This is a genomic window from Streptomyces sp. NPDC059897, from assembly GCF_042730865.1.
Lineage (GTDB): Bacteria > Actinomycetota > Actinomycetes > Streptomycetales > Streptomycetaceae > Streptomyces.
Genome location: NZ_JBHWKQ010000014.1, coordinates 22,422 through 41,773 on the forward strand (window position 1 = coordinate 22,422; position 19,352 = coordinate 41,773).

General features: G+C 70.3%; 17 protein-coding genes. 6 read left to right on the forward strand and 11 right to left on the reverse strand.

Annotated elements, in window-relative coordinates:
* Window positions 1-34: 34 nt before the first annotated feature.
* Both ACFV9W_RS17605 and ACFV9W_RS17610 read right to left on the reverse strand, forming a co-directional pair.
* Window positions 35-463: a protein phosphatase gene (locus ACFV9W_RS17605; protein ID WP_385761911.1), complete on the reverse strand. Its 429-nt coding sequence runs from the start codon at window positions 461-463 to the stop codon at window positions 35-37.
* 5 nt (window positions 464-468) lie between these two features.
* Window positions 469-1,089: a TetR/AcrR family transcriptional regulator gene (locus tag ACFV9W_RS17610; protein WP_385761429.1), complete on the reverse strand. Its 621-nt coding sequence runs from the start codon at window positions 1,087-1,089 to the stop codon at window positions 469-471.
* 108 nt (window positions 1,090-1,197) lie between these two features.
* Here ACFV9W_RS17610 and ACFV9W_RS17615 point away from each other — a divergent pair, with 108 nt between their 5' ends.
* The gene (locus tag ACFV9W_RS17615) at window positions 1,198-2,157 is read left to right on the forward strand and encodes a DMT family transporter (protein ID WP_385761431.1); all 960 of its coding nucleotides are present in this window, start codon (window positions 1,198-1,200) and stop codon (window positions 2,155-2,157) included.
* Here the strand turns inward: ACFV9W_RS17615 and ACFV9W_RS17620 are convergent.
* The gene (locus tag ACFV9W_RS17620) at window positions 2,071-3,219 is read right to left on the reverse strand and encodes a dihydrofolate reductase family protein (RefSeq protein ID WP_385761434.1); all 1,149 of its coding nucleotides are present in this window, start codon (window positions 3,217-3,219) and stop codon (window positions 2,071-2,073) included. The two genes, ACFV9W_RS17615 and ACFV9W_RS17620, sit on opposite strands and share 87 nt — an antisense overlap.
* Window positions 3,220-3,256: 37 nt before the next feature.
* The gene (locus ACFV9W_RS17625) at window positions 3,257-4,228 is read right to left on the reverse strand and encodes a glutathione S-transferase family protein (RefSeq protein ID WP_385761437.1); all 972 of its coding nucleotides are present in this window, start codon (window positions 4,226-4,228) and stop codon (window positions 3,257-3,259) included.
* Between the two features lie 148 nt (window positions 4,229-4,376).
* On the opposite strand from ACFV9W_RS17625, the gene ACFV9W_RS17630 reads away from it, so the two are divergent.
* The 3 genes from ACFV9W_RS17630 to ACFV9W_RS17640 all read left to right on the forward strand — a co-directional run bounded on the left by ACFV9W_RS17630 (window position 4,377) and on the right by ACFV9W_RS17640 (window position 5,675).
* Window positions 4,377-4,913, forward strand: a complete 537-nt coding sequence (locus tag ACFV9W_RS17630; RefSeq protein ID WP_385761440.1) for an SRPBCC family protein — start codon at window positions 4,377-4,379, stop codon at window positions 4,911-4,913.
* Between the two features lie 74 nt (window positions 4,914-4,987).
* Window positions 4,988-5,224: a hypothetical protein gene (locus tag ACFV9W_RS17635; protein WP_385761443.1), complete on the forward strand. Its 237-nt coding sequence runs from the start codon at window positions 4,988-4,990 to the stop codon at window positions 5,222-5,224.
* A 106-nt stretch (window positions 5,225-5,330) separates the two neighbouring features.
* Window positions 5,331-5,675: a VOC family protein gene (locus ACFV9W_RS17640; RefSeq protein WP_385761446.1), complete on the forward strand. Its 345-nt coding sequence runs from the start codon at window positions 5,331-5,333 to the stop codon at window positions 5,673-5,675.
* A 61-nt stretch (window positions 5,676-5,736) separates the two neighbouring features.
* Here ACFV9W_RS17640 and ACFV9W_RS17645 read toward each other — a convergent pair whose 3' ends face one another.
* From ACFV9W_RS17645 to ACFV9W_RS17655, 3 genes are all read right to left on the reverse strand, one after another.
* Window positions 5,737-6,126: a VOC family protein gene (locus ACFV9W_RS17645; protein ID WP_385761449.1), complete on the reverse strand. Its 390-nt coding sequence runs from the start codon at window positions 6,124-6,126 to the stop codon at window positions 5,737-5,739.
* Window positions 6,127-6,254: 128 nt separating this feature from the next.
* Entirely contained in the window at window positions 6,255-8,096 is a 1,842-nt protein-coding gene (gene asnB / locus ACFV9W_RS17650; protein WP_385761451.1) for an asparagine synthase (glutamine-hydrolyzing), read from the reverse strand.
* Between the two features lie 262 nt (window positions 8,097-8,358).
* Complete coding sequence (locus ACFV9W_RS17655) at window positions 8,359-9,546, reverse strand: TIGR03364 family FAD-dependent oxidoreductase (protein ID WP_385761454.1); 1,188 nt, start codon at window positions 9,544-9,546, stop codon at window positions 8,359-8,361.
* Between the two features lie 127 nt (window positions 9,547-9,673).
* Here ACFV9W_RS17655 and ACFV9W_RS17660 point away from each other — a divergent pair, with 127 nt between their 5' ends.
* Together ACFV9W_RS17660 and ACFV9W_RS17665 are read left to right on the forward strand one after the other, a co-directional pair.
* Complete coding sequence (locus ACFV9W_RS17660) at window positions 9,674-10,462, forward strand: GntR family transcriptional regulator (RefSeq protein ID WP_385761457.1); 789 nt, start codon at window positions 9,674-9,676, stop codon at window positions 10,460-10,462.
* Window positions 10,459-11,148 (forward strand): phosphonatase-like hydrolase, encoded by a 690-nt coding sequence (locus ACFV9W_RS17665; protein WP_385761459.1) that lies wholly within the window; start codon window positions 10,459-10,461, stop codon window positions 11,146-11,148. The genes ACFV9W_RS17660 and ACFV9W_RS17665 overlap by 4 nt, the downstream gene beginning before the upstream one ends.
* 9 nt (window positions 11,149-11,157) lie before the next feature.
* On the opposite strand, the gene pgm is transcribed toward ACFV9W_RS17665, so the two are convergent.
* From pgm to ACFV9W_RS17685, 4 genes are all read right to left on the reverse strand, one after another.
* Window positions 11,158-12,783 (reverse strand): phosphoglucomutase (alpha-D-glucose-1,6-bisphosphate-dependent), encoded by a 1,626-nt coding sequence (gene pgm, locus ACFV9W_RS17670; protein WP_385761462.1) that lies wholly within the window; start codon window positions 12,781-12,783, stop codon window positions 11,158-11,160.
* Between the two features lie 88 nt (window positions 12,784-12,871).
* Window positions 12,872-13,615: a Clp protease N-terminal domain-containing protein gene (locus tag ACFV9W_RS17675; protein ID WP_385761465.1), complete on the reverse strand. Its 744-nt coding sequence runs from the start codon at window positions 13,613-13,615 to the stop codon at window positions 12,872-12,874.
* A 75-nt stretch (window positions 13,616-13,690) separates the two neighbouring features.
* On the reverse strand, window positions 13,691-14,725 hold the full coding sequence (locus tag ACFV9W_RS17680) for an aldo/keto reductase (RefSeq protein ID WP_385761467.1): 1,035 nt from the start codon (window positions 14,723-14,725) through the stop codon (window positions 13,691-13,693).
* A 128-nt stretch (window positions 14,726-14,853) separates the two neighbouring features.
* The gene (locus ACFV9W_RS17685) at window positions 14,854-19,194 is read right to left on the reverse strand and encodes a discoidin domain-containing protein (protein ID WP_385761469.1); all 4,341 of its coding nucleotides are present in this window, start codon (window positions 19,192-19,194) and stop codon (window positions 14,854-14,856) included.
* Window positions 19,195-19,352 lie beyond the last annotated feature (158 nt).

The following is a 19,352-nucleotide window of genomic DNA, read 5'->3' on the forward strand; positions in this document are numbered from 1 at the left end:
CGAAATGCCACAGGAGGCGCTGATCACGCCCTTTTCAGGAAGCCGCGAACCGTCGTACGTACCGCTTCTGCCACGGCGTCTCAACCGCCTCACGCCTGTAGTGCTCGCGTACGTAGGCGACGGCCACGTCCGCCGGTACTCCGTCCAGTACCGCTAGACACGCGAGCGCTGTCCCCGTACGCCCGCGTCCGCCCGCACAGGCCAGTTCCAGCCGCTCGTGCGCGCAGCGCCGCCACGCGTCGGTGAGTACCGTACGCGCGCGTGCCCGGTCGGCGGGGAGCCGGAAGTCGGGCCAGCGCAGCCACGTCGACTCCCAGTCCACGGGCGGGGGTTCGGCCCCCAGCAGATACACCCCGTACGTCGGCAGGGGCCCGACGGGCAGCGGATCGCGCAGCCCTCTGCCACGCACGAGCCGCCCCGACGGCAGCCGCAGCACACCCGGAGCGCCGGCCTCCCACGTCACCGCCGTCACCGCGCGTCCTTCGCCGCCGACAGCAGGAACGCGGCCATCCGGCGCGCCCGCCCGAACGCGTCCGGGAACACGTCCAGGCCGTCCGAGACCAGCGCCCCCTCGTGCAGCAGCATCAGGGAACGCCCCAACTCCCTTGCGGCGTCCGGCGCCACGTCCCCCGCGAGCCGGGTGAACAGCTCCAGCATCCACTGCTTCTGACCGGTGATCACCGCGTACGCCGGGTGCGCAGGGTCGCTGATCTCCGCGTGCGCGTTGACCATGCTGCAGCCCTTGCCGCTGTTGTCGCGCATCCACTCCCGGGAGGCGTCGAAGACGGCCAGTACCCGGTCGGCGGGGGAGAGTTCGGCGTCTTCGAGATGGCGGGCGAGATAGGCGCGCCAGCGGGCGTCACGGGTCGCCAGATAGTCGACGACGATCTGCTCCTTGGACCCGAACCGGTCGTACAGCGTCTTCTTCGTGACGCCCGCCTCCGCCGCGATCAGATCCACGCCGACCGCGTGGATGCCGCGCTCGTAGAACAGCCGTGAGGCGGTCTCCAGGACCCGGCGCGCGGCAGGAGTGAGGTCGGGCCGGTCCGGATCGACGGCCGGCGGGGCGGGGTTCGTCGAAGTAGGCATGCACCCAGCCTATACCGATCTGTATAGTGGAGCCAGGTAAACCGATCGGTATACCTGGGCCGTACGGCCCTCGACCTGAACCCGACCACGCGAGGCGGTGGCCGTGCCATGAACGTCCTTCTGTCCATCGGATTCGTCCTGACCTGGAGCTCCGGCTTCATCGGGGCCAAACTCGGGGCCGGCGACGCGAGCGCCGTGACCACGCTCATGTGGCGGTTCCTGCCGCTCGCGCTGGTCCTGGGCGCCGTCGCGGTGGCGGTCGGCAGGGACCGATGGCGCGGCCTCGGGGCACGCGCCGTCGGACGGCAGGTCGTCATCGGCGCCCTCTCGCAGAGCGGCTACCTGCTGACCGTCTACTACGCCATCGAGCTCGGCGTCTCCAGCGGCACCACCGCCCTCATCGACGGCACCCAACCCCTGGTCGCGGGCGCCCTCGCCGGGCCGCTGCTGCGGCAGTACGTCACCGCGCGCCAGTGGCTCGGCCTGTGCCTGGGGCTGGCCGGGGTCGTGGTCGTCACCACGGCCGACGCGGGCGCCGTCACCGGCGTGCCGTGGTGGGCCTACGGCGTCCCGTTCCTCGGGATGCTGTCGCTGGTCGCGGCCACCTTCGTGGAGAGCCGCTCGCGCACCCGGGTCGAACCCATGGTCGCGCTGACCGTGCACTGCGCCACCAGCGCCGTCGTCTTCACCGGCCTCGCGCTTGCGCTGGGCGAGGCGGCGCCGCCCGCGGAGCCGTCCTTCTGGCTGGCGGTCGCCTGGCTCGTCGGCCTGTCGACGTTCGGCGGCTACGGCCTCTACTGGCTCGTGCTGCGGCGCCGCGGCCTCACCCAGGTCAATACGTTGATGTTCCTGATGGCCCCCGTCACCGCCGTGTGGGGTGCGCTGATGTTCGGCGAGCCCTTTGGGATACGCACGGCCATCGGGCTCGTCCTCGGCCTCGCGGCCGTCGTGGTCGTGCGGCTCGGCACGCGCGCGTACCCGCTACGAAGCGGCCGTGACAAGGTGGCGGTTGGGGAGCACCGCCGCGTCGGCCAGGTCGGGGACCTCCACCACGGTGACGCCCGCTGAGGCGAGCAGCCCGATTCCGTCGGCGCCCGGCACGAAGGTGTCCGGCTCCCGCCACGCCGTCACCACGCGGCGCACCCCCGCCTCCACGATGAGCCGGGCGCAGGGCTTGGGTCGGGAGGCGCGGTGGGCGCACGGCTCCAGGCTGCTGTAGACGGTGGCCGCGGCCAGCCGAGGGTCGTCGGCGGCGAGCTTGCCGAGCGCGGCCTCCTCGGCGTGCACCACCGGGTCCTCGCCCTCGCGCGAGTAGCCGCGCGCCAGTTCCGTGCCGTCGTCCGCGACGACCACGGCGCCGACGCTGAACGCGGTCCTCGACGGCGGGCACTCGGCGGCCAGTTCGCAGGCGAGCCGCAGCCAGTGCCGGTCCGCCGCGGTGGCGCTCTCCCCGGGGCCGGGGACGGTCGGCGCGTAGCGGGTGACGATCACGTCCCCGACCCGCTCCGTGCCGAGCACCCGCATCCGGCTGCGCGGCCCGCCGGGATAGGAGCCGGGCCCGAACAGCCGCGGCGCGCCCGGCTCGCCGACCACCAACGGGGCGACGGCGAGCCGCAGTTCGTCCGCGAGGCCCAGCTGCAGCAACTGGGTGTGCACGCGCGCGCCGCCCTCGACGAGCAGCCGCCGCACCCCGCGCGCGCCGAGGTCGTCCAGGAGCGCCGCCCAGTCGAGGTGCGAGCCGAGCTCCACCACGTCCGCAGCGCCACCCACACGCGTACGCGCGAGCGAGGCACCGGACTCCGTCGTGTACACGAGGCGTTCGCCGCCCGTGGTCCAGAACGGGTCACCCGGATCCAGGTCCCCCGAGGCCGTCACCGCCACCTTCAACGGGTAGGCGGGCCGCCCGTCGTCGACCCGCTTGGAGCGCCGTACTTCGGAGGAGACAAGGAGTCGGGGCCGGTCCGCGCGCAGCGTCCCCGCCCCGACGAGGATCGCGTCGCTCGCCGCCCGCACCGCGTCCACCCGCTCGAAGTCCTCCGCGCCCGACAGCAGCAGCCGCTCGGGACCGGTGTCGTCGAGGCACCCGTCGAGCGACACAGCGGCGGACAACAGCACGTGGGGGCGGGACATGGCGACTCCGTGGCCAGGTGGTTCGTACGCCCCGACCCTATCGGGACGCGGGCGGTGTGCCCTCGCCGAACGGCCGCCCTCCCAGCTTCTCCCGGTCGTGCGGGGCCGACCAGCCGGAGGGGTCCGGGCCGAGCGGCACGATCCGCGTGGGGTTGATGCCGGTGTGCACCTGGTAGTAGTGCCGCTTGATGTGGTCGAAGTCGACCGTGTCCCCGAAGCCGGGCGTCTGGTACAGGTCGCGCGCGTACGCCCACAGGACCGGGTCCTCGGCCAGCTTGTTGCGGTTGCACTTGAAGTGGCCGTGGTAGACCGCGTCGAAGCGGACCAGCGTCGTGAACAGCCGGACGTCCGCCTCTGTGATGGTGTCGCCGACGAGATAGCGCTGCCCGGCGAGCCGCTCCGACACCGTGTCGAGGCGCGCGAACACGTCCCGGTAGGCCTCCTCGTAGGCGTCCTGCTCGCTCGCGAACCCGGCCCGGTACACGCCGTTGTTCACGTCCCGGTAGATGCCGTCCATCACCTCGTCGATCTCGTCGCGCAGCGGCTCCGGGTACAGGTCGGGCGCGCCGTCCCTGTGCAGCGCCGTCCACTCGGTCTCCAGGTCGAGCGTCAGCTGCTGGTAGTCGTTGGTGACGAGCTTCCCGGACGGTACGTCGACGATCGCCGGCACACTGACCCCGCCCGGATACCCGCTCTCCCGCGCGTCGTAGGCCTCGCTGAGGTAGCGGATGCCGAGCACCGGGTCGCGGTCGTCCCGGTCGAGGGTGAAGCGCCAACTGCGGTCGTCCTGGATCGGATCGGCGACCGCGAGGGACAGCGCGTCCTCCAGGCCGAGGAGGCGGCGCACCACGAGGGCGCGGCTGGCCCAGGGGCAGGCCCTGCTCACGACGAGCCGGTAGCGGCCCGCCTCCACGGGCCAGCCGTCGCGGCCGTCGGCGGTGATCCGGTCGGTGAAATGACTGCGGGACCGTTTGAATGCCTTCTTGCCGTACGAGGCGTTGCCGGGCACCTGGGTCTCCCTCCGGGGTCTGACACGATCCGTGCGCCCCGAGCCTGCCCGAGGAACGGCCCGCGCACCACCACGGCGGAGGCGACTGTCAGTGGCCGATGAGAAGGTCGCAGTGGGCATTGATCGCGACGGCACGGAAGGCGCAGGCATGACGACCACCACCGGCAGCTACCTCACCCTGGACGACGGCCGACCCGCGGTCCGGTTCACCCGGACGTACGAGCGGCCGATCGACCGCGTCTGGCGGTATGTCACGGACCCGGCCGACCTTGCGCACTGGTTCCCCTCCAAGTTCGAGGCGGGGGAGCTGGGCCCGGGCGCGAGCATCCGCTTCTTCGACGACCCGAACATGCCGGAATCCGTGGGCACCGTCGTCGCCGCCGAACCCCCGCGCCACTTCTCCTTCACGTGGGGAGGCGACGAGCTGCAGTACGACCTTGAGGAGCGCGGCGACGGCGGCACGCACCTGACGCTCACGAACGTGCTGGAGAGCGCGGACGCGGCGGCGCGCAACGCGGCGGGCTGGGAGGTCTGCCTGCTCGCCCTCGACGCGGCGGACCGCGGCGAGCCCCTGACCGAGGAGCACACCGGAGCGACGCCGCCGTGGAAGGAGCTCTACGACGCCTACACCGCCGCCGGCTTCCCCTCCGGCGCGCCCGTGCCCGGTCTGGACGAGGAGTCCTGAGCTGCCCGCACCACGTGTGCGGGCCGTCACGCTCTGAATAGCGGGATCCCACGAACGGGCGCAAAATCGGACACATGTCCTTTATGTCCGCGAGTGTGACGTGGCTCGGACTCGGCCTCACGGTCGGTACCGCGGGACTGGTGACCTACGGTCTTGCGGCGCTCCCGTGCGGGGCTTCGGTCCGGCAGGAGGATGCCGAGGCGGCGTGCCGCCCGGCCAGGCGGACGGCGCTCGCCCTCGGTGCGCTCGGCATCGCGGCGTTCGTCGTCGGGACGGTGTTCTTGTTTCTGGACGTGACGAACTTCGGCTGAGCACGGCCGGGGGACGCTTCCGAAATTTCTTCGCGGAAGCCGTCACACATCCGTCGTGGCGCGTGTCGTAGCAGTGAGAGTCACGTATCGATTGAAGGAGTACTCCATGACCAGCGGTCAGCACACGATCATCGCCCCCGTCAGCGACCTCGCCGCCGCCAAGGCCGTCTACACCAAGCTGCTCGGCGTGGAGCCGTCCTCGGACGAGGCGTACTACGTGGGCTACGACGTGGCGGGACAGCACTTCGGCCTGAATCCGAACGGGCACCAGCAGGGCATGACGGGCCCCGTGGGCTACTGGACCGTCGAGGACATCGCGGGGACGGTCAAGTCCCTGGTCGAGTCCGGCGCCGAGGTCGTCCAGGACGTCACGGAGGTCGGACCCGGCCGGCGGATCGCCTCCCTGAAGGACGCGGACGGCAATGTCTTCGGAGTGCTCCAGGACAGCTGACCGGCCCCGGAGCCGGCGGTGGGGCCGGGCCCGCAGGCCACGGCCCCACCCGGTCCCGGTCCTACTGCTCACCGCCCCCGTAGGGGCGCGTGATCGCTTCCATGCCGTGGCCCGCGGGGTCCATGAAGTACACGCCACGGCCCCCGTCGTTGTGGTTGATCTCGCCGGGCCGCTTGCCGTGCGGGTCCGCGTAGTACGTGAGCCCCGCGGCCTTGATGCGCCCGAAGATCCCGTCGAACTCCTCCTCGGTGACGAGGAAGGCGTAGTGCTGCATGACGATGGACTCGGCGGGGATCGTCGCGAAGTCCAGGGTCACGCCGTTGCTCAGTTCGAGCGGGATGAACGGGCCCCATGCGTCCCCTGCTTCGAGTCCCAGGATGTGGGCGAGGAACTCGGCGGACTCCCGGCTGTCCCGGGCGTGAACGATGGTGTGATTGAGCTGAACTGCCATGGTGGATTGCCTCCAGAAGGCAACTCCGGCACCTCCATGCCTCACCCGGTCGGTGACCGGCACGCGATGCTGCCGCGGAGCTTATACACGGTACGAGGCCCGGTGCCAGGCCGTTTTCGGCTTGGGTGTCAGTCCAGAACCAGCTCCGGGTCGTACATGTCGAGCCAGAGCGCCAGGTCGAGCGTGCGCTCCAGGCCGCGCCGCGAGGCCTGCATGATCTGCGGTGTCTCGCGGTGGGCGAGGGCACTGAGCCGGTCCCGGTCGACGATCTCGAAGACCCGGTGCGAGGGCTTCGCGAGCAGTTCCTTGGCGTGTTCCTGCAGCGCGAGCGCGTACTTCGGGTCCTGTGTCGACGGGTAGGGGCTCTTGACCCGCTCGTACACCGACGTCGGCAGCACGTCCGCCGTCGCCTCGCGCAGCAGGGACTTCTCCCGCCCGTCGAAGGACTTCAGCGCCCACGGTGTGTTGTAGACGTACTCGACGAGCCGGTGGTCGCAGAACGGCACGCGCACCTCCAGGCCCACCGCCATGCTCGCCCGGTCCTTGCGGTCGAGCAGGACCCGCACGAAGCGGGTCAGGTGGAGGTAGCAGATGCGGCGCATCCGGTACTCGAAGTCGCTCTCGCCCTCGAGGCGTTCGATGTCGCGCACCGCCTCGGCATAGCTGTCGGCGGTGTACGCCTCCAGGTCGAGCCGCTTGGCGAGTTCGGGCCTGATCACGTCCGAGTCGTCACCCATGTGCCGGCCCATGCTCACCAGCCACGGGAAGGCCTCCGCGGTGCGGGCCTCCTCGTCGAAGAACTGGAGATAGCCGCCGAACACCTCGTCCGCCGACTCGCCGGACAGGGCGACCGTCGACTGCTCGCGGATCGCCTTGAACAGCAGGTACAGGGAGGCGTCCATGTCGCCGAAGCCCGCCGGAAGGTCACGTGCCCGGATGACGCGGGCGCGCACCTCGGGGTCGGCGAGCGCGTTCGAGTCGAGGACGATGTCCTGGTGGTCGGTGCCCGAGGCCCGTGCCACGTCGTGCACGAAGGGGGTGTCGGGTGTTCCCCGCAGCTCGTCGGCGACGAAGTTCTCGGCCTGGCCGAGGAAGTCGACGGCGAAGCTGCGCACCGTCTCGCCCTGCCCGGCCAGTTGCTGGGCGGCGATCGCCGTCATCGCGGAGGAGTCGAGGCCGCCGGACAGGAGCGTGCAGCGCGGCACGTCAGAGACGAGCTGGCGTCGCACGATGTCGTCGAGCAGCTCGCGCACCTTGGCGACGGTCGTTTCCTGGTCGTCGGTGTGCGGCTTCGTCCGAAGGGTCCAGTACGCGCGCCGGCGCAGTCCGGCACGGTCGACGGTGACGACGGTGCCGGGCTCCACCTCGTTCATGCCGTCCCACACGGCATGCCCCGGAGTCTTCACGAACGTGAACAGCTCGCGCAGGCCGTCCAGCGTGACCCGGCGTGCGGCGAGCGGGTTGGCGAGGATCGCCTTGGGCTCGGAGCCGAACAGCACGCCGTCCGGGGTCTCGTAGAAGTAGAAGGGCTTGATGCCCATCCGGTCGCGGATCATGACGAGCTTGTCGGCGCGGCCGTCCCAGACGGCGAACGCGTACATGCCGTTGAGGCGCTCGGGCAGGTCCTCGCCCCATTCGAGGTAGCCGTGCAGCACCACCTCGGTGTCGGAGTCCGTGCGGAACTCGTGACCGAGGCCCTCCAGTTCGGCGCGCAGCTCGGTGTAGTTGTACGTCTCGCCCGAGTACACCAGGGCGACGTTCCCGTCCGGCGTTCCGACGGTCATGGGCTGCCGGCCGCCCGGCAGGTCGATGATGGCGAGCCTGCGGTGACCGAGCGCCGCGGGGCCCTCGATCCAGGTGCCGCGGTCGTCGGGACCGCGGCACTCCATGGTCTGGGTCATCGCATTCACTGTCTCGGCCGAGGCCCGCAGGTCACGGTCGAAGGAAACCCAGCCGGTGATGCCACACATAACGCTTCCTCCTGCTCGCCGTACGGCCGTGGCCAACCGGGGGCAACAAGTTGTACACGGCATCTATGTGTCGAGCGTGTGTCATGGCGGCGGGGTCGGTCAATGCGCCCGTAACACGCCGAAGGCGCCCGACCGAGCGGTTTCAGCCGCCGGTCGTGACGCCAATCGGAACGATCCCCTTCGCAAATCCCTTGTGGTGGGGGCCTCCCGGAAGAAGTTGCCTTGGGCGACCAGAATGATCCGGCCACGGGCAAAGAATTGATCAATCCTGCGCGGGGCCCGGCGTCGTCTCGGCAAGTGACCCGTCGAAGGTCGCCGCCGCGAGCCCGAACGACAGCGTCATGCCGATCCCCGAGGTCACCGAGAGCGCCCGCACGCCCGGCGCCACCTCGCGTACGAGCAGCGGGCCGCGGGGGCTGCTCGCGTACACGCCCTGCCAGCGTTCGGTGACCCGCACCGAGGGGGTGCCCAGGACGCGCGAGGCCTCGCGCAGCAGCAGCTCCGTCGTCGCCTCGTCCTGGAAGGGGATCTCCGTCGCGTCGTACGCGTGCGAGTCGCCGACCAGGACCGTGCCGTCGGGCAGCCGCGTGAACATGGCGTTGGCGACCACGTCCAGCAACTCGGGGCTGTGCGCGGTGACTTCGGTGCGCAGCCGGTCGGCCGAGGGCATCGCCGTGAACCCGTCGTAGCGCAGCATCGACGTCGCGGTCAGCACCGCCGAGTCCGTGCGGAAGGAGTCGGGCGCGGCCACCCGGGCCATCGACAGGCGGCAGCGCTCGATGCCGTGCGCCTCGGCCTGCTCCGGATACAGCCGGTCCAGGTCGTGGCCGACGCAGAGCAGGACCCGGCCCCCGTGCACCGGGCCGCGGCTGGTGTGCACCGTGCCGGACTCCACGCCGACGACGTTCGTGCCCCAGGCGATCGTCGCGCCGGGCTGTTCGGCGAGCCACCGCGCGAGCCGCGGCGCCGCCTCGCGCGGGTCGACCCGCAGGTCCGCGGGCAGCAGCGCGCCACCGACCAGGTCCGCGCGGTCCCCGGCGGGGCGGCCCAGTTCGTCGCCCACCTCGTCGCGCGTGCGCAGCCGCACCGCGTCCGCGCCGCGCTCGTCACGCAGCTCCTCAAGGACCGCCAGCTCGGTCGCCGAGCGCGCCACCACCAGCGCGCCCGCCTCCGGCGCCCAGAGGTCGGCCGACTTCGCGGCGTCCAGCCACCCGGTGCGCGAGCGCAGCGCGAGGTCGAGGAGTTCGCCGCGCTGCGCCGTGACACAGCAGTGGCCGAAGTTGCGCACGGAGGCGCCCACCGGCCGCCGGTCGCGCTCGACCACGGTGACGCTGAGCCCCCGGCGCACCGCCTCGAAGGCGTGGGCGAGGCCGACGATGCCGGCGCCGACCACGACGAGATCGCTGCGGCCGGAGGGGAGGGAGGTGGATGGCGCTGATGCGTTGTTCATGACACCAACCCTGCGGACCGCTCGCCGCTGCCCGCAAGGGTTGTCTATACAAGTTTCCTCGTTGTTTACCAGCTGTGCGCCCGGGCTGCCCTTGCCCAGCTCGTCGTCGGGCTGAGAAACTCAAGTTGTGAAGACAAGTAGCGAGGAGGGGCCGCTGCACCAGCGGCTCGGCGCCGAGTTCCGGCGGCGCATCGAAGTGGGGGAGTGGCCCGAAGGGGCGACCGTCCCCAGCGAGGCGCAACTGTGCGAGGAGTTCGGGACCTCGCGCGGCCCCGTGCGGCAGGCGCTCGCCCAATTGCGGGCCGACGGCCATCTGGTCGGCGGCCGCGGCAAGCCGCCCGTCGCGCGCAGGGTCACGCCCTCGCAGCCGTTCGCCTCGCTGATGTCGTTCACGCAGTGGGCCGAGTCCATCGGGCGGACCCCGGGGCAGCACACCGTGGAGGTGGCCAGGCGCCGCGCGAGCCCCGAGGCCGCCGCTCGCCTGGGCCTCGACGAGGGCGCCCCGGGCGTCGATCTCGTCCGGCTGCGCCACCTCGACGGGGTGCCGGCGATGGTCGAGCGGTCCACGTTCGCCCTCGACGTCGGCCTGCACCTGTTCACGGTCGACCCCGACGAGGGCTCGGTGTACGACGCGCTCACCTCGTGCGGCGTCGACCTGCACCGCGCGCGACACACCATCGACGCCGTCGCAGCGGACCCCCAGGACGCCGAACTCCTCGGCGTCGATCCCGGCCAACCCCTGCTCCGCGTACGGAGGCTGGCGTACACCGGCGACGGCAGGCCCGTCGAGTACGCGGACGACCGCTATCTGCCGTCCATGGCCACCTTCACCATCGAGAACACCATGGACGGCCGCACCGTCGCCGCTCGCGGCGGCACCGCAGACACCCGCACCCCACGTGAGGAACAGCAGTGATCGATCTCGCCGTCTTCGACATGGCAGGCACCACCATCGACGAGCACGGGGCCGTGTACGACGCGCTGCGGCACGCCGTCGAGACCACCGGCGTCACCGTCGACCCGGTCGACCTGCAGACCTGGATGGGCACCGACAAGCGCGAGGCCATCGCCGCACTCGTCCGCATCGGCGGCGGCACCCCCGACGCGGAGCTCGTCGAGCGGCAGTACGAGACGTTCCGCGGCTACCTGCGCGACAGCTACGCGAAGCGGCCGCCGGAGCCGATCGCCCGCGCCGACAAGGCGCTTGCGCAGCTGCGCGCCCGCGGCATCAAGGTGGCCCTCACCACCGGATTCAGTGCCGACGTGGCGCTGCCCCTGCTCGACTCGCTCGGCTGGTCCACCGAGGAGGGCGGCAACCTCGACGCGGTCGTCACCTCCGACGAGGTGCCCCGCGGCCGCCCCGCCCCGTACATGATCCAGCGCGCCATGGAGAAGACCGGGACCGTCGACGTACGGAAGGTCCTCGTGGCCGGAGACACCGTCGTCGACCTGGAGGCCGGGTTCAACGCGGGCGCGGGCGTCGTGGTCGGCGTGCTCACGGGACAGCTCACCCGTGAGCAGCTCGAAGCCCACCCGCACAGCTACGTGTTGGACGGCGTCGCCGACCTCCCGGGCATCGCGGAGACCCGGGAGACCGACTGAGGACGTACGTCAGCTCAGCGCCGCGTCCACGATCGCCTGCGCCTCGCTCTGCACCTGGGCGAGGTGCTCGGCGCCGTGGAAGGACTCGGCGTAGATCTTGTAGACGTCCTCCGTGCCGCTGGGCCGGGCCGCGAACCACGCGTTCTCGGTGGTGACCTTGAGGCCGCCGATGGCCGCGCCGTTGCCCGGCGCCTCGGAGAGGCGGGCCGTGATCGGCTCGCCCGCGAGGGTGTCGGCGGTGACCGCGTCCCCGGTCAGCTTCGCGAGGCGGGCCTTCTGCTCCTTTGTCGCCTTGGCGTCGATGCGGGCGTAGGCGGCGCCCGACGCGCCGTGCTCGGCGGCGAGTTCGGCGTAGTACGCGGACGGCGTCTTCCCGGTGACGGCGGTGATCTCGGCGGCGAGCAGCGCCAGCAGGATGCCGTCCTTGTCGGTGGTCCACACGCTGCCGTCCTTGCGGACGAAGCTCGCCCCGGCGCTCTCCTCGCCGCCGAACGCCACCGAGCCGTCGACCAGACCCGGCACGAACCACTTGAACCCGACCGGGACCTCGACGAGTTCGCGGCCGAGGGTGGCGGCGATGCGGTCGATGACGGCGGACGACACGAGCGTCTTGCCGATGGCCGCGGACGCCGACCACTGGGGCCGGTGGCTGAACAGGTAGTGGATGGCGACGGCCAGATAGTGGTTCGGGTTCATCAGGCCCGCGTCCGGGGTGACGATGCCGTGCCGGTCGGCGTCCGCGTCGTTGCCGGTCAGCAGGTCGAAGTCGTGGCGCCGCGCGAGGACCGAGGCCATCGCGGGTGCCGACGACGGGTCCATCCGGATCTTGCCGTCCCAGTCGAGTGTCATGAAACGCCACGTCGGGTCGGTCTCCGGGTTCACCACGGTCAGGTCGAGCCCGTACTTCTCGGCGATCCGCGCCCAGTAGTGCACGCTCGCCCCGCCCAGCGGATCGGCGCCGACCCGCACGCCGGAGGCGCGGATGGCGTCGATGTCGACGATGTTCTCGAGGTCCTCGACGTAGCGCTCACGGAAGTCGTACGGCTCCCAGGCCGCGTCGTCGACCGTGCGCGGCGTCCAATCCGGGTCCTCGAGGAGTTCGTTGGCGCGGTCGGCGATCCACGAAGTCGCCTTGGAGTCGGCGGGGCCGCCGTGCGGAGGGTTGTACTTGAAGCCGCCGTCGCGGGGCGGGTTGTGGCTCGGGGTGATCACGATGCCGTCGGCGCGCTCGGCCGACCCGTCCCGGTTCCAGCGCAGGATCGCGTGGCTGAGCGCGGGCGTCGGCACGAAGTCCTCGTTGGCGTCGGCCAGTACCCGCACGCCGTGCGCCGCGAGGACGCCGAGGGCCGTCTTCAGGGCGGGGAGCGACAGGGCGTGCGTGTCGGGGCCGATGAAGAGGGGGCCCGTGATGCCCTCCGCGGTGCGGTGCTCGACGATCGCCTGGGTGATCGCTGCGATGTGCTTCTCGTTGAAGGCGCCGTCGAGGCTGGAGCCGCGGTGGCCGCTCGTGCCGAAGACGACGCGCTGCTCGGGGCGCGTGACGTCGGGCTCGCGCGTGTAGTACGCCTCGATCAGCTCGTCGACGTCGATGAGATCGCCCGGCAGGGCGGGGGTTCCTGAGCGCTCAGCAGTCATGGAGGCAGTCTCCCACCTGCGCCTATGAAGAAAAGTGGGCGGCACAGGCGGGAGACGGGTTCCGGACGGTTGTTTGCCAGGAAGACGCTCAGTCCTCCCCGGACTCCTGCTGGTTCTTCACGATCTCCGAGAGCACCGCGAGGACCTGCGACTCCGCCTGGTCCTTCTCGATGCCGAGGCCGGCGAGCAGCCCCGAACCGTTCTCGTGCTCCAGGAGCGCGAGCAGGATGTGCTCGGTGCCGACGTAGTTGTGGCCGAGGCGCAGCGCCTCGCGGAACGTCAGCTCCAGGGCCTTCTTGGCGTCCGCGTCGAACGGCACCAGGGCCGGCATGTCGTCGGACTTCGCGGGCAGTTCGGCCGTCGCGGCCTGCCGCACGGTGTCCAGGAGGACGTTCTGCGCGACGATCGCCCGGGCCGCGAGACCCTCCGGCTCGTGCAGCAGGCCGAGCACCAGGTGGGCGGGGGCGATGGTGGCGTTGCTCGCGGCGCGGGCCTCGTTCTGCGCGGCGACGATCACGTTGCGGGCGCGGTCGGTGTAGCGGTTGAAGCCCTGACTGGGGTCGAGATCGGACTCGGAGCCCTTGGCCACGAAGCGCTTCTGCGCGGCCTGGCGGGTGACGCCCATGCTCTTGCCGATGTCCGTCCAGGAGGCGCCGGAGCGGCGGGCCTGGTCGACGAAGTGGCCGATCAGGTGGTCCGCGATGTCGCCGAGGTGGTCCGCCGCGATGACGGCGTTCTGGAGCTGGTCGAGGGCGTCGGTGTTCGACTTCTTGATGGCGTCGATGAGGTCGTCGAGGCGAACGGAAGGCGTGTTGCCGCCGGAATTGGTCATGATGCAACCGTAGGTTGACACCCCCGTAGCGTCAACCCGAAGTTGACACCCTTCTGGGTGGAGTCATGGGTCGGCTCACACCGTCGGCGGATTCAGCTGCCGGAACCCGTCCTGGGTCCGGTACGGGTAGTACGGATACGGGGCCTTGGTCTCGCTCGCGGCGTCCAGCTTCGCTACCTGCTCCGGTGTGAGCTCCCAGCCGATGGCGCCCAGGTTCTGCGTCAGCTGCTCCTCGTTGCGCGCGCCGATCAGCACCGTGGACACGGTGGGGCGGCGCAGCAGCCAGTTGATGGCGATCTGCGGGATCGCCCGCCCGGTCTCCTCGGCGATCTCGTCGAGCGCGTCCACCACCCGGTACAGGTGCTCGTCCTCGATCGGCGGCCCGAACTGTGCGGTCTGGTGGAGCCTGCTGTCGGCGGGCAGCGGCCGCCCGCGCCGGATCTTCCCGGTGAGCCGCCCCCAGCCGAGCGGGCTCCACACCACGGCGCCGACGCCCTCCTCCTTGGCGAGCGGCATCAACTCCCACTCGTAGTCCCGGCCGACGAGCGAGTAGTACACCTGGTGCGCGGCGAACCGCGGCCGGCCGTGCTTGTCCGCCTCGGCGAGCCCCTTCATCAACTGCCAGCCCGCGTAGTTGGAGACGCCGGTGTAGCGGATCTTGCCCGTGCGGACCAGGTCGTCGAGGGTGGCAAGGACCTCCTCGACCGGTGTGCTCGCGTCGTACGCGTGCAGCTGGAAGAGGTCGATGTGGTCGGTGTCGAGGCGCCGCAGCGCGGCATCGACGGACGTGATCAGCCGCGAGCGCGACACCCCGGCGTCGTACGGGCCCTCGCCGGTCGGCAGTGCGGCCTTGGTGGAGATGAGGGCCTGGTCGCGGCGGCCCTTGAGGGCGGCGCCGAGCACTTCCTCGGACGCGCCGTCCGAGTAGACGTCGGCGGTGTCGAACAGGGTGACGCCGTGGTCGAGGCTCATGTCGACCATCCGCCGCGCCTCGTCGACCCCGGCGGTGCCCCACGCGGAGAAGAGCGGTCCGCGACCGCCGAACGTACCGGCTCCGAAGCTCAGTGCGGGCACCTTGAGTCCGGACGATCCCAGCTGTCGGTATTCCATGTCGATCCCCTTGGTTCCTGCGTCGAACGAGCGGGCGGCACGCACTAACAGGATTGTGGTCCCGTTAGTGCGTGCCGTGACTCTAGCAGGAAGTGGGGCCGTAATGGAACCGTGGACCCTTTAGGAGGTCACGGCTGACGGTTGATCCTGAACGTGGACGTCGTATTGCGGACGTCCACCGCGTTGTCGCTCAACTTCAGGTTGTGGAAGGTGACTTCGCCGACGGCCGGGCCCTGGCCCGCCTCGGGCATCTCGTTCGCCCACAGGCCGAAGCCGGACTTCGCGTCGTACGCGTCGCCGCTCTTGCGGGCGCCGGAGATCGTCACGTCCGTGAGGATCGTGTCCTTGATGGGGTACTGGGGCTGACCTCCCACGTAGTTGGTCTGGAACATGATTCCGCTGTACGTCGGGTCGACGATGTCGACGTCGGTGACGCGGATGCCCTGGAACACCTTCGACGCCGAGAACATCCAGATGCCGGGGAAGGTCTGCCCGCCCCAGAAGTGGCCGCCGGAGCGGATGATGGAGGTGTTCTCCAGCTTCGTGGGGCCCGTGCCGAAGCCGTTCATCGGATATCCGAAGTCGAGCGAGCTGATGGTGACTCCGGAGTAGACGAGGGTGTCCGCGATGAGGATGTTGCGGAACGTGTTGTCGTAGCCGCCGTAGACGGCGATGCTCGCCGCCCGCCACGTCAGCAGCGACGTCAGGTTCTCGTACACGTTGTTCTTCTCGTCCGCGCCGCCCGCGTCGATCGCCGAGAACAGCGCGAAGCTGTCGTCGCCGGTGGCCCGAGACTCGTTGTTCACGACGTGGTTGTCCGTCGAGCCGTTGGTCATGTTGACGCCGTCGGCGAACGTGTCCCGGATCCGGGAGTTCTTGATGGTGATCCTGTCGGTGTTGGCGCCCCAGTACAGGCACACCGTGTGCGCGTTCCAGATGTCGTCGATGGTGATGTCGGCGACGTTCGAGAAGTCGAAGACCTTGCCCGGGCCGTCGATCCGTGACGTGTAGTTCCCGAAGAAGGCGAAGTGGGCGAAGGTCGACCCGTTGGCGCTCGCCTCGGCGCGGAAGCCGGCGTCGGTGTTCTCCTGCGAGGACGGCGTGTGGAAGCGCGTGAACCACGGGCCCGCGCCGACGACCTTCACCGCCTTCCCGTACACCTGGAACTTGTTCGACGTCTCGTAGTCGCCCGCCGGCAGATACACGCCGACGAGCTTGCCGCTCGTGTCCATCCGCACCTTGTCGAGCGCGTTCTGCACCGCCTGGTGCGAGAACCCGTTCGGCACGGCGTACGCCGCAGGGTCCGGGTTGGGGAGTTCCTTCGCCTCCTCCAGGTTGATGAAGTCGATCGCGTACGTGGAGTCGTTCGCGGTGTCCTTCTGCAGGCGGATCTTGCTGCCCTGCGGGACCGTCGTGCCGAGCAGCAGGTTCGCCTCGTCGTAGATGTGCCGGGGAGCGCCGGCGCCGGGTGAGTTGCCCGGACCGGTCTCCGAGCCGTACAGCCACGCGTACTTCGACGTCAGGTCGACGGCTTTGAGGAACCGGCCGTCCACGTACACGTTCAGCGTCGAGTTCTTGCCTCCGCCGCCCGCCGCGTCCGGCATCGAGAAGCGCGTGACGAGGGTGTTCGTCGGTGCCTTCGTTCTGAACTCGACGTAGCTGCCCGTCGATTCGAGCGTGACCGCCTTGCGGCCCGAGGCCTCGCCGGCCACGTCGCCGACGGTCCGGTTCGGGCCGACGACCTTCGCGCCGCCGCCGACTGTGCCGTCCTCCGCCTCGTACATGTCGTACGGCATGCGCGCGCCGCGGCCCACGAACAGGGGCTGCGTGGAAGTGTTGTTGGCGCGCTTCACCGCGAGTTCGTTTCCGTCGTCGGCGATGACCGTCTTCACCGTGAACTTGCCCTTGCCCGCCGTCCAGGTGCCCAGCTTCACGGGCGGCGTGGTGTCACCGGCCGCGATGGCGCCGTCGTGGGAGCCGGTGAGTGTCTTCACGACGTTCCCGCCGGAGTCCGTGACGGTGAGCGTGATGCCGTGCCCGCCGCTCGCGCTCGCCTGGTTGCCCTGGTTCTTCAGGGCGACGGAGAAGGCGACCGTGTCACCTTCGGTGGGAGCGCTCGGCGACCACGCGACCGGCGATGCCACCAGGTCCGAGCTCGTCACCGGCTTCACGACCAGGTTCGTCGGACTGGTGTAGCCGTTGTTCGCCTCGTCGCGCTCCATGACCAGCTCGCTCGCGTCGACCAGCGCGCCGACCTGGTACGAGCCCGCCTCGTGCGCGCCGATGTCCGCGCTCACGGTGGCGGACGCACCGGCCGCGAGCGCGCCCACCGAGCCCGTGCCCACTTTCTTCGAACCGAGCGTGAAGTCGAGGTCGGTGGCGTCGGCGGCCTTGCTGCCCGCATTGCGCACCGTCGCGGAAAGGGCGACCTTGTCGGACTCGACCGGTGTCTCCGGCTTCGACGTGATGCCCGTGACCACCAGGTCCGGGTTCGGGGCGGGCTCGCCGAGCACCTGGAACTCCGCCAACTGCCCAGCCGAACCACCCGAGTTGGCGGTGAAGACGAGCCGCACATCCGCGACGCGCGCGGTCAACGGCACCGTCACCTTGTTGCCGCTCGCCGGATCGAAGCGGTACTCCTTCGGCTCGGCCAGCCGCGTGAACTCCGACATCCTCTGCTCGCGCCCGAGCACCTCGATCTTCTGCGTGCGCGCCGCCCATGCCGCGTCCGGACTGAGCTTCAGGACGAGCGAGGAGACATCGGCGTTCGCGCCCAGCTTCACGGTCAGACTGTTGGGATACGAGCCCGGGGTGCCCTCCCAGTACGTGCTGGTGTCGTCGTCCACCGCGTTCCGCGCGACGTACGCGTACACGGACGACGATGCGGACACCGGTTTGCCGGCCGCCAGGTTCACGGACTCGGAGGTCGAGCCGTTGCGGGTCACGGAGTTGCTGTCGGCCGACTCGTTGCCGGCGGCGTCCTTGGCGCGCACGTGGTACGTCACCGTCGCCGACGCCGGCTGCGTGTCGGTGTACGAAGTGGTGTCACCGGAAACGGACTTGAGGAGCTTGCCGTTCGCGTACACGTCGTAGCCGGTCACCTTCACGTTGTCGGTCGACGCCCGCCAGTCCAACTTGACCTGGCCCTTCGTCTCCTCGGTGAAGGCAAGCGTGCCTGGCGCGGTGGGTGCCTGCGTGTCACCCGAATCGCCCTTGCGCGTAACGGAGTTGCTGTTCGCGGACTGGTTGCCCGCCGCGTCCTTGGCGCGCACGAAGTACGTGAGCGAGGCGGACGCGGGCTGCGTGTCCGTGTACGTGAGGGTGTCGCCGTCCACCGAGGCGCGCAGCTGCCCGTCCGCGTAGACGTCGTAGCCGGTGACCAACGCGTTGTCCGTGGACGCCTTCCATGTCAGCTTGATCTGGCCGGCAGCGGGCTCCGTGTACGCCAGATCGCCGGGCGCCGTCGGTGCCTCGGTGTCACCGGTCGTCGGCCCGTACACCTCCAACTCGGCAAGCTGGCCTGCCGGTTGGCGGGTGTTGGCCGTCACGAGCACACGGACGTAGCGCGTCGTCACCGCGTCGAACGTGATGCTCTGCCGCTGCCCGTCCGCCGCGCTGAACTCGTATGCCTTCGACGCCGCCAGATCCGTGAAGTCCGAGCCGCTGGTGCTGCCCTTCACCGCGAGTGTCTGCGTCCGGGTCTCCCAGGACGGCGGCAGGCGCAGCACGACCCGGTTCACCCGCACCGACGCGCCGAGATCCACCTGGACCCACTGGGGGAGTGCGTCGTTCTTGCTCTCCCAGTAGCTCGACAGGTCGCCGTCGCCCGCGTTGGCGGCCGTGTACGTCTGCGTCACGGAACTGGCCGTGAACGTCTTGCCGCGCGCCAGGTTGGTCGAGGAGATGGTGGCTCCGTGCACCTCCAGCTCCGCCAACTGGGCCGCCTTCCAGCCGGTGTTGGCGGTCACGACGATCCGCACGTACCTCGTCTGCGTGGCGGGGAACGAGACGGTCACCGTGTTCCCCGAATCGGGGGAGAAGGCGTACGGCGCCGCCGACTTGAGCGTGTCGAAGGTCGTGCCGTCGGCACTGCCCTGCACGGAGAGCGTCTGCGTCCGGCTCTCCCACGCGGCCGGCAGGCGCAGCGTCACCTCGTCGACGCGAGCCGTGGAACCCAGGTCGACCTGCGCCCACTGCGGCCAGTCGGCGCCCGAACTCTCCCAGTACGTCGAGGGGTTGCCGTCCGAGACGTTCCCCGCCCCGTGGCCGGACTTGGCGCTGCTCGCCTTGGTCTGCGCCCCCGCCGCGAGATTGGGCCCGCCCGCGGCCTGCGCGGTCACGGCGGGCAGGCCGAGGAGCGCCAGGATGCACACGAGGAACGCCACGGCGGTCCCTCGCCATCCCCGCCTCTCCCGTCTCCTCTGTCTCCCCTGTCTGTCCCTGGATCTGAACACGCACTGTCCGAACATGCCTCTCCTGTCCCTGCGCCGTTGTGGGCGAATTGAAGGACGTGCATCAGGTTCTTGCGTTCAGTTGTTGGAGAATTGCAGAGCCGTGTTGCCGAGTCCACTGTTTGAACAGAGAGAGTTGCGGTGAGGGAGAATCGAACGGCCACGATTCGACGCAC

Excerpts from the sequence above, each read along its gene's own strand:
- ACFV9W_RS17635 (WP_385761443.1), top strand. The coding sequence starts at position 4,988 with ATGTCCTTTATGTCCGCGAGTGTGACGTGGCTCGGACTCGGCCTCACG.
- asnB (WP_385761451.1), bottom strand. The coding sequence starts at position 8,096 with ATGTGTGGCATCACCGGCTGGGTTTCCTTCGACCGTGACCTGCGGGCC.
- ACFV9W_RS17620 (WP_385761434.1), bottom strand. The coding sequence starts at position 3,219 with ATGTCCCGCCCCCACGTGCTGTTGTCCGCCGCTGTGTCGCTCGACGGG.
- ACFV9W_RS17630 (WP_385761440.1), top strand. The coding sequence starts at position 4,377 with ATGACGACCACCACCGGCAGCTACCTCACCCTGGACGACGGCCGACCC.
- ACFV9W_RS17675 (WP_385761465.1), bottom strand. The coding sequence starts at position 13,615 with ATGACCAATTCCGGCGGCAACACGCCTTCCGTTCGCCTCGACGACCTC.
- ACFV9W_RS17685 (WP_385761469.1), bottom strand. The coding sequence starts at position 19,194 with ATGTTCGGACAGTGCGTGTTCAGATCCAGGGACAGACAGGGGAGACAG.
- ACFV9W_RS17655 (WP_385761454.1), bottom strand. The coding sequence starts at position 9,546 with ATGAACAACGCATCAGCGCCATCCACCTCCCTCCCCTCCGGCCGCAGC.
- ACFV9W_RS17615 (WP_385761431.1), top strand. The coding sequence starts at position 1,198 with ATGAACGTCCTTCTGTCCATCGGATTCGTCCTGACCTGGAGCTCCGGC.
- ACFV9W_RS17640 (WP_385761446.1), top strand. The coding sequence starts at position 5,331 with ATGACCAGCGGTCAGCACACGATCATCGCCCCCGTCAGCGACCTCGCC.
- ACFV9W_RS17645 (WP_385761449.1), bottom strand. The coding sequence starts at position 6,126 with ATGGCAGTTCAGCTCAATCACACCATCGTTCACGCCCGGGACAGCCGG.
- ACFV9W_RS17610 (WP_385761429.1), bottom strand. The coding sequence starts at position 1,089 with ATGCCTACTTCGACGAACCCCGCCCCGCCGGCCGTCGATCCGGACCGG.
- ACFV9W_RS17680 (WP_385761467.1), bottom strand. The coding sequence starts at position 14,725 with ATGGAATACCGACAGCTGGGATCGTCCGGACTCAAGGTGCCCGCACTG.
- pgm (WP_385761462.1), bottom strand. The coding sequence starts at position 12,783 with ATGACTGCTGAGCGCTCAGGAACCCCCGCCCTGCCGGGCGATCTCATC.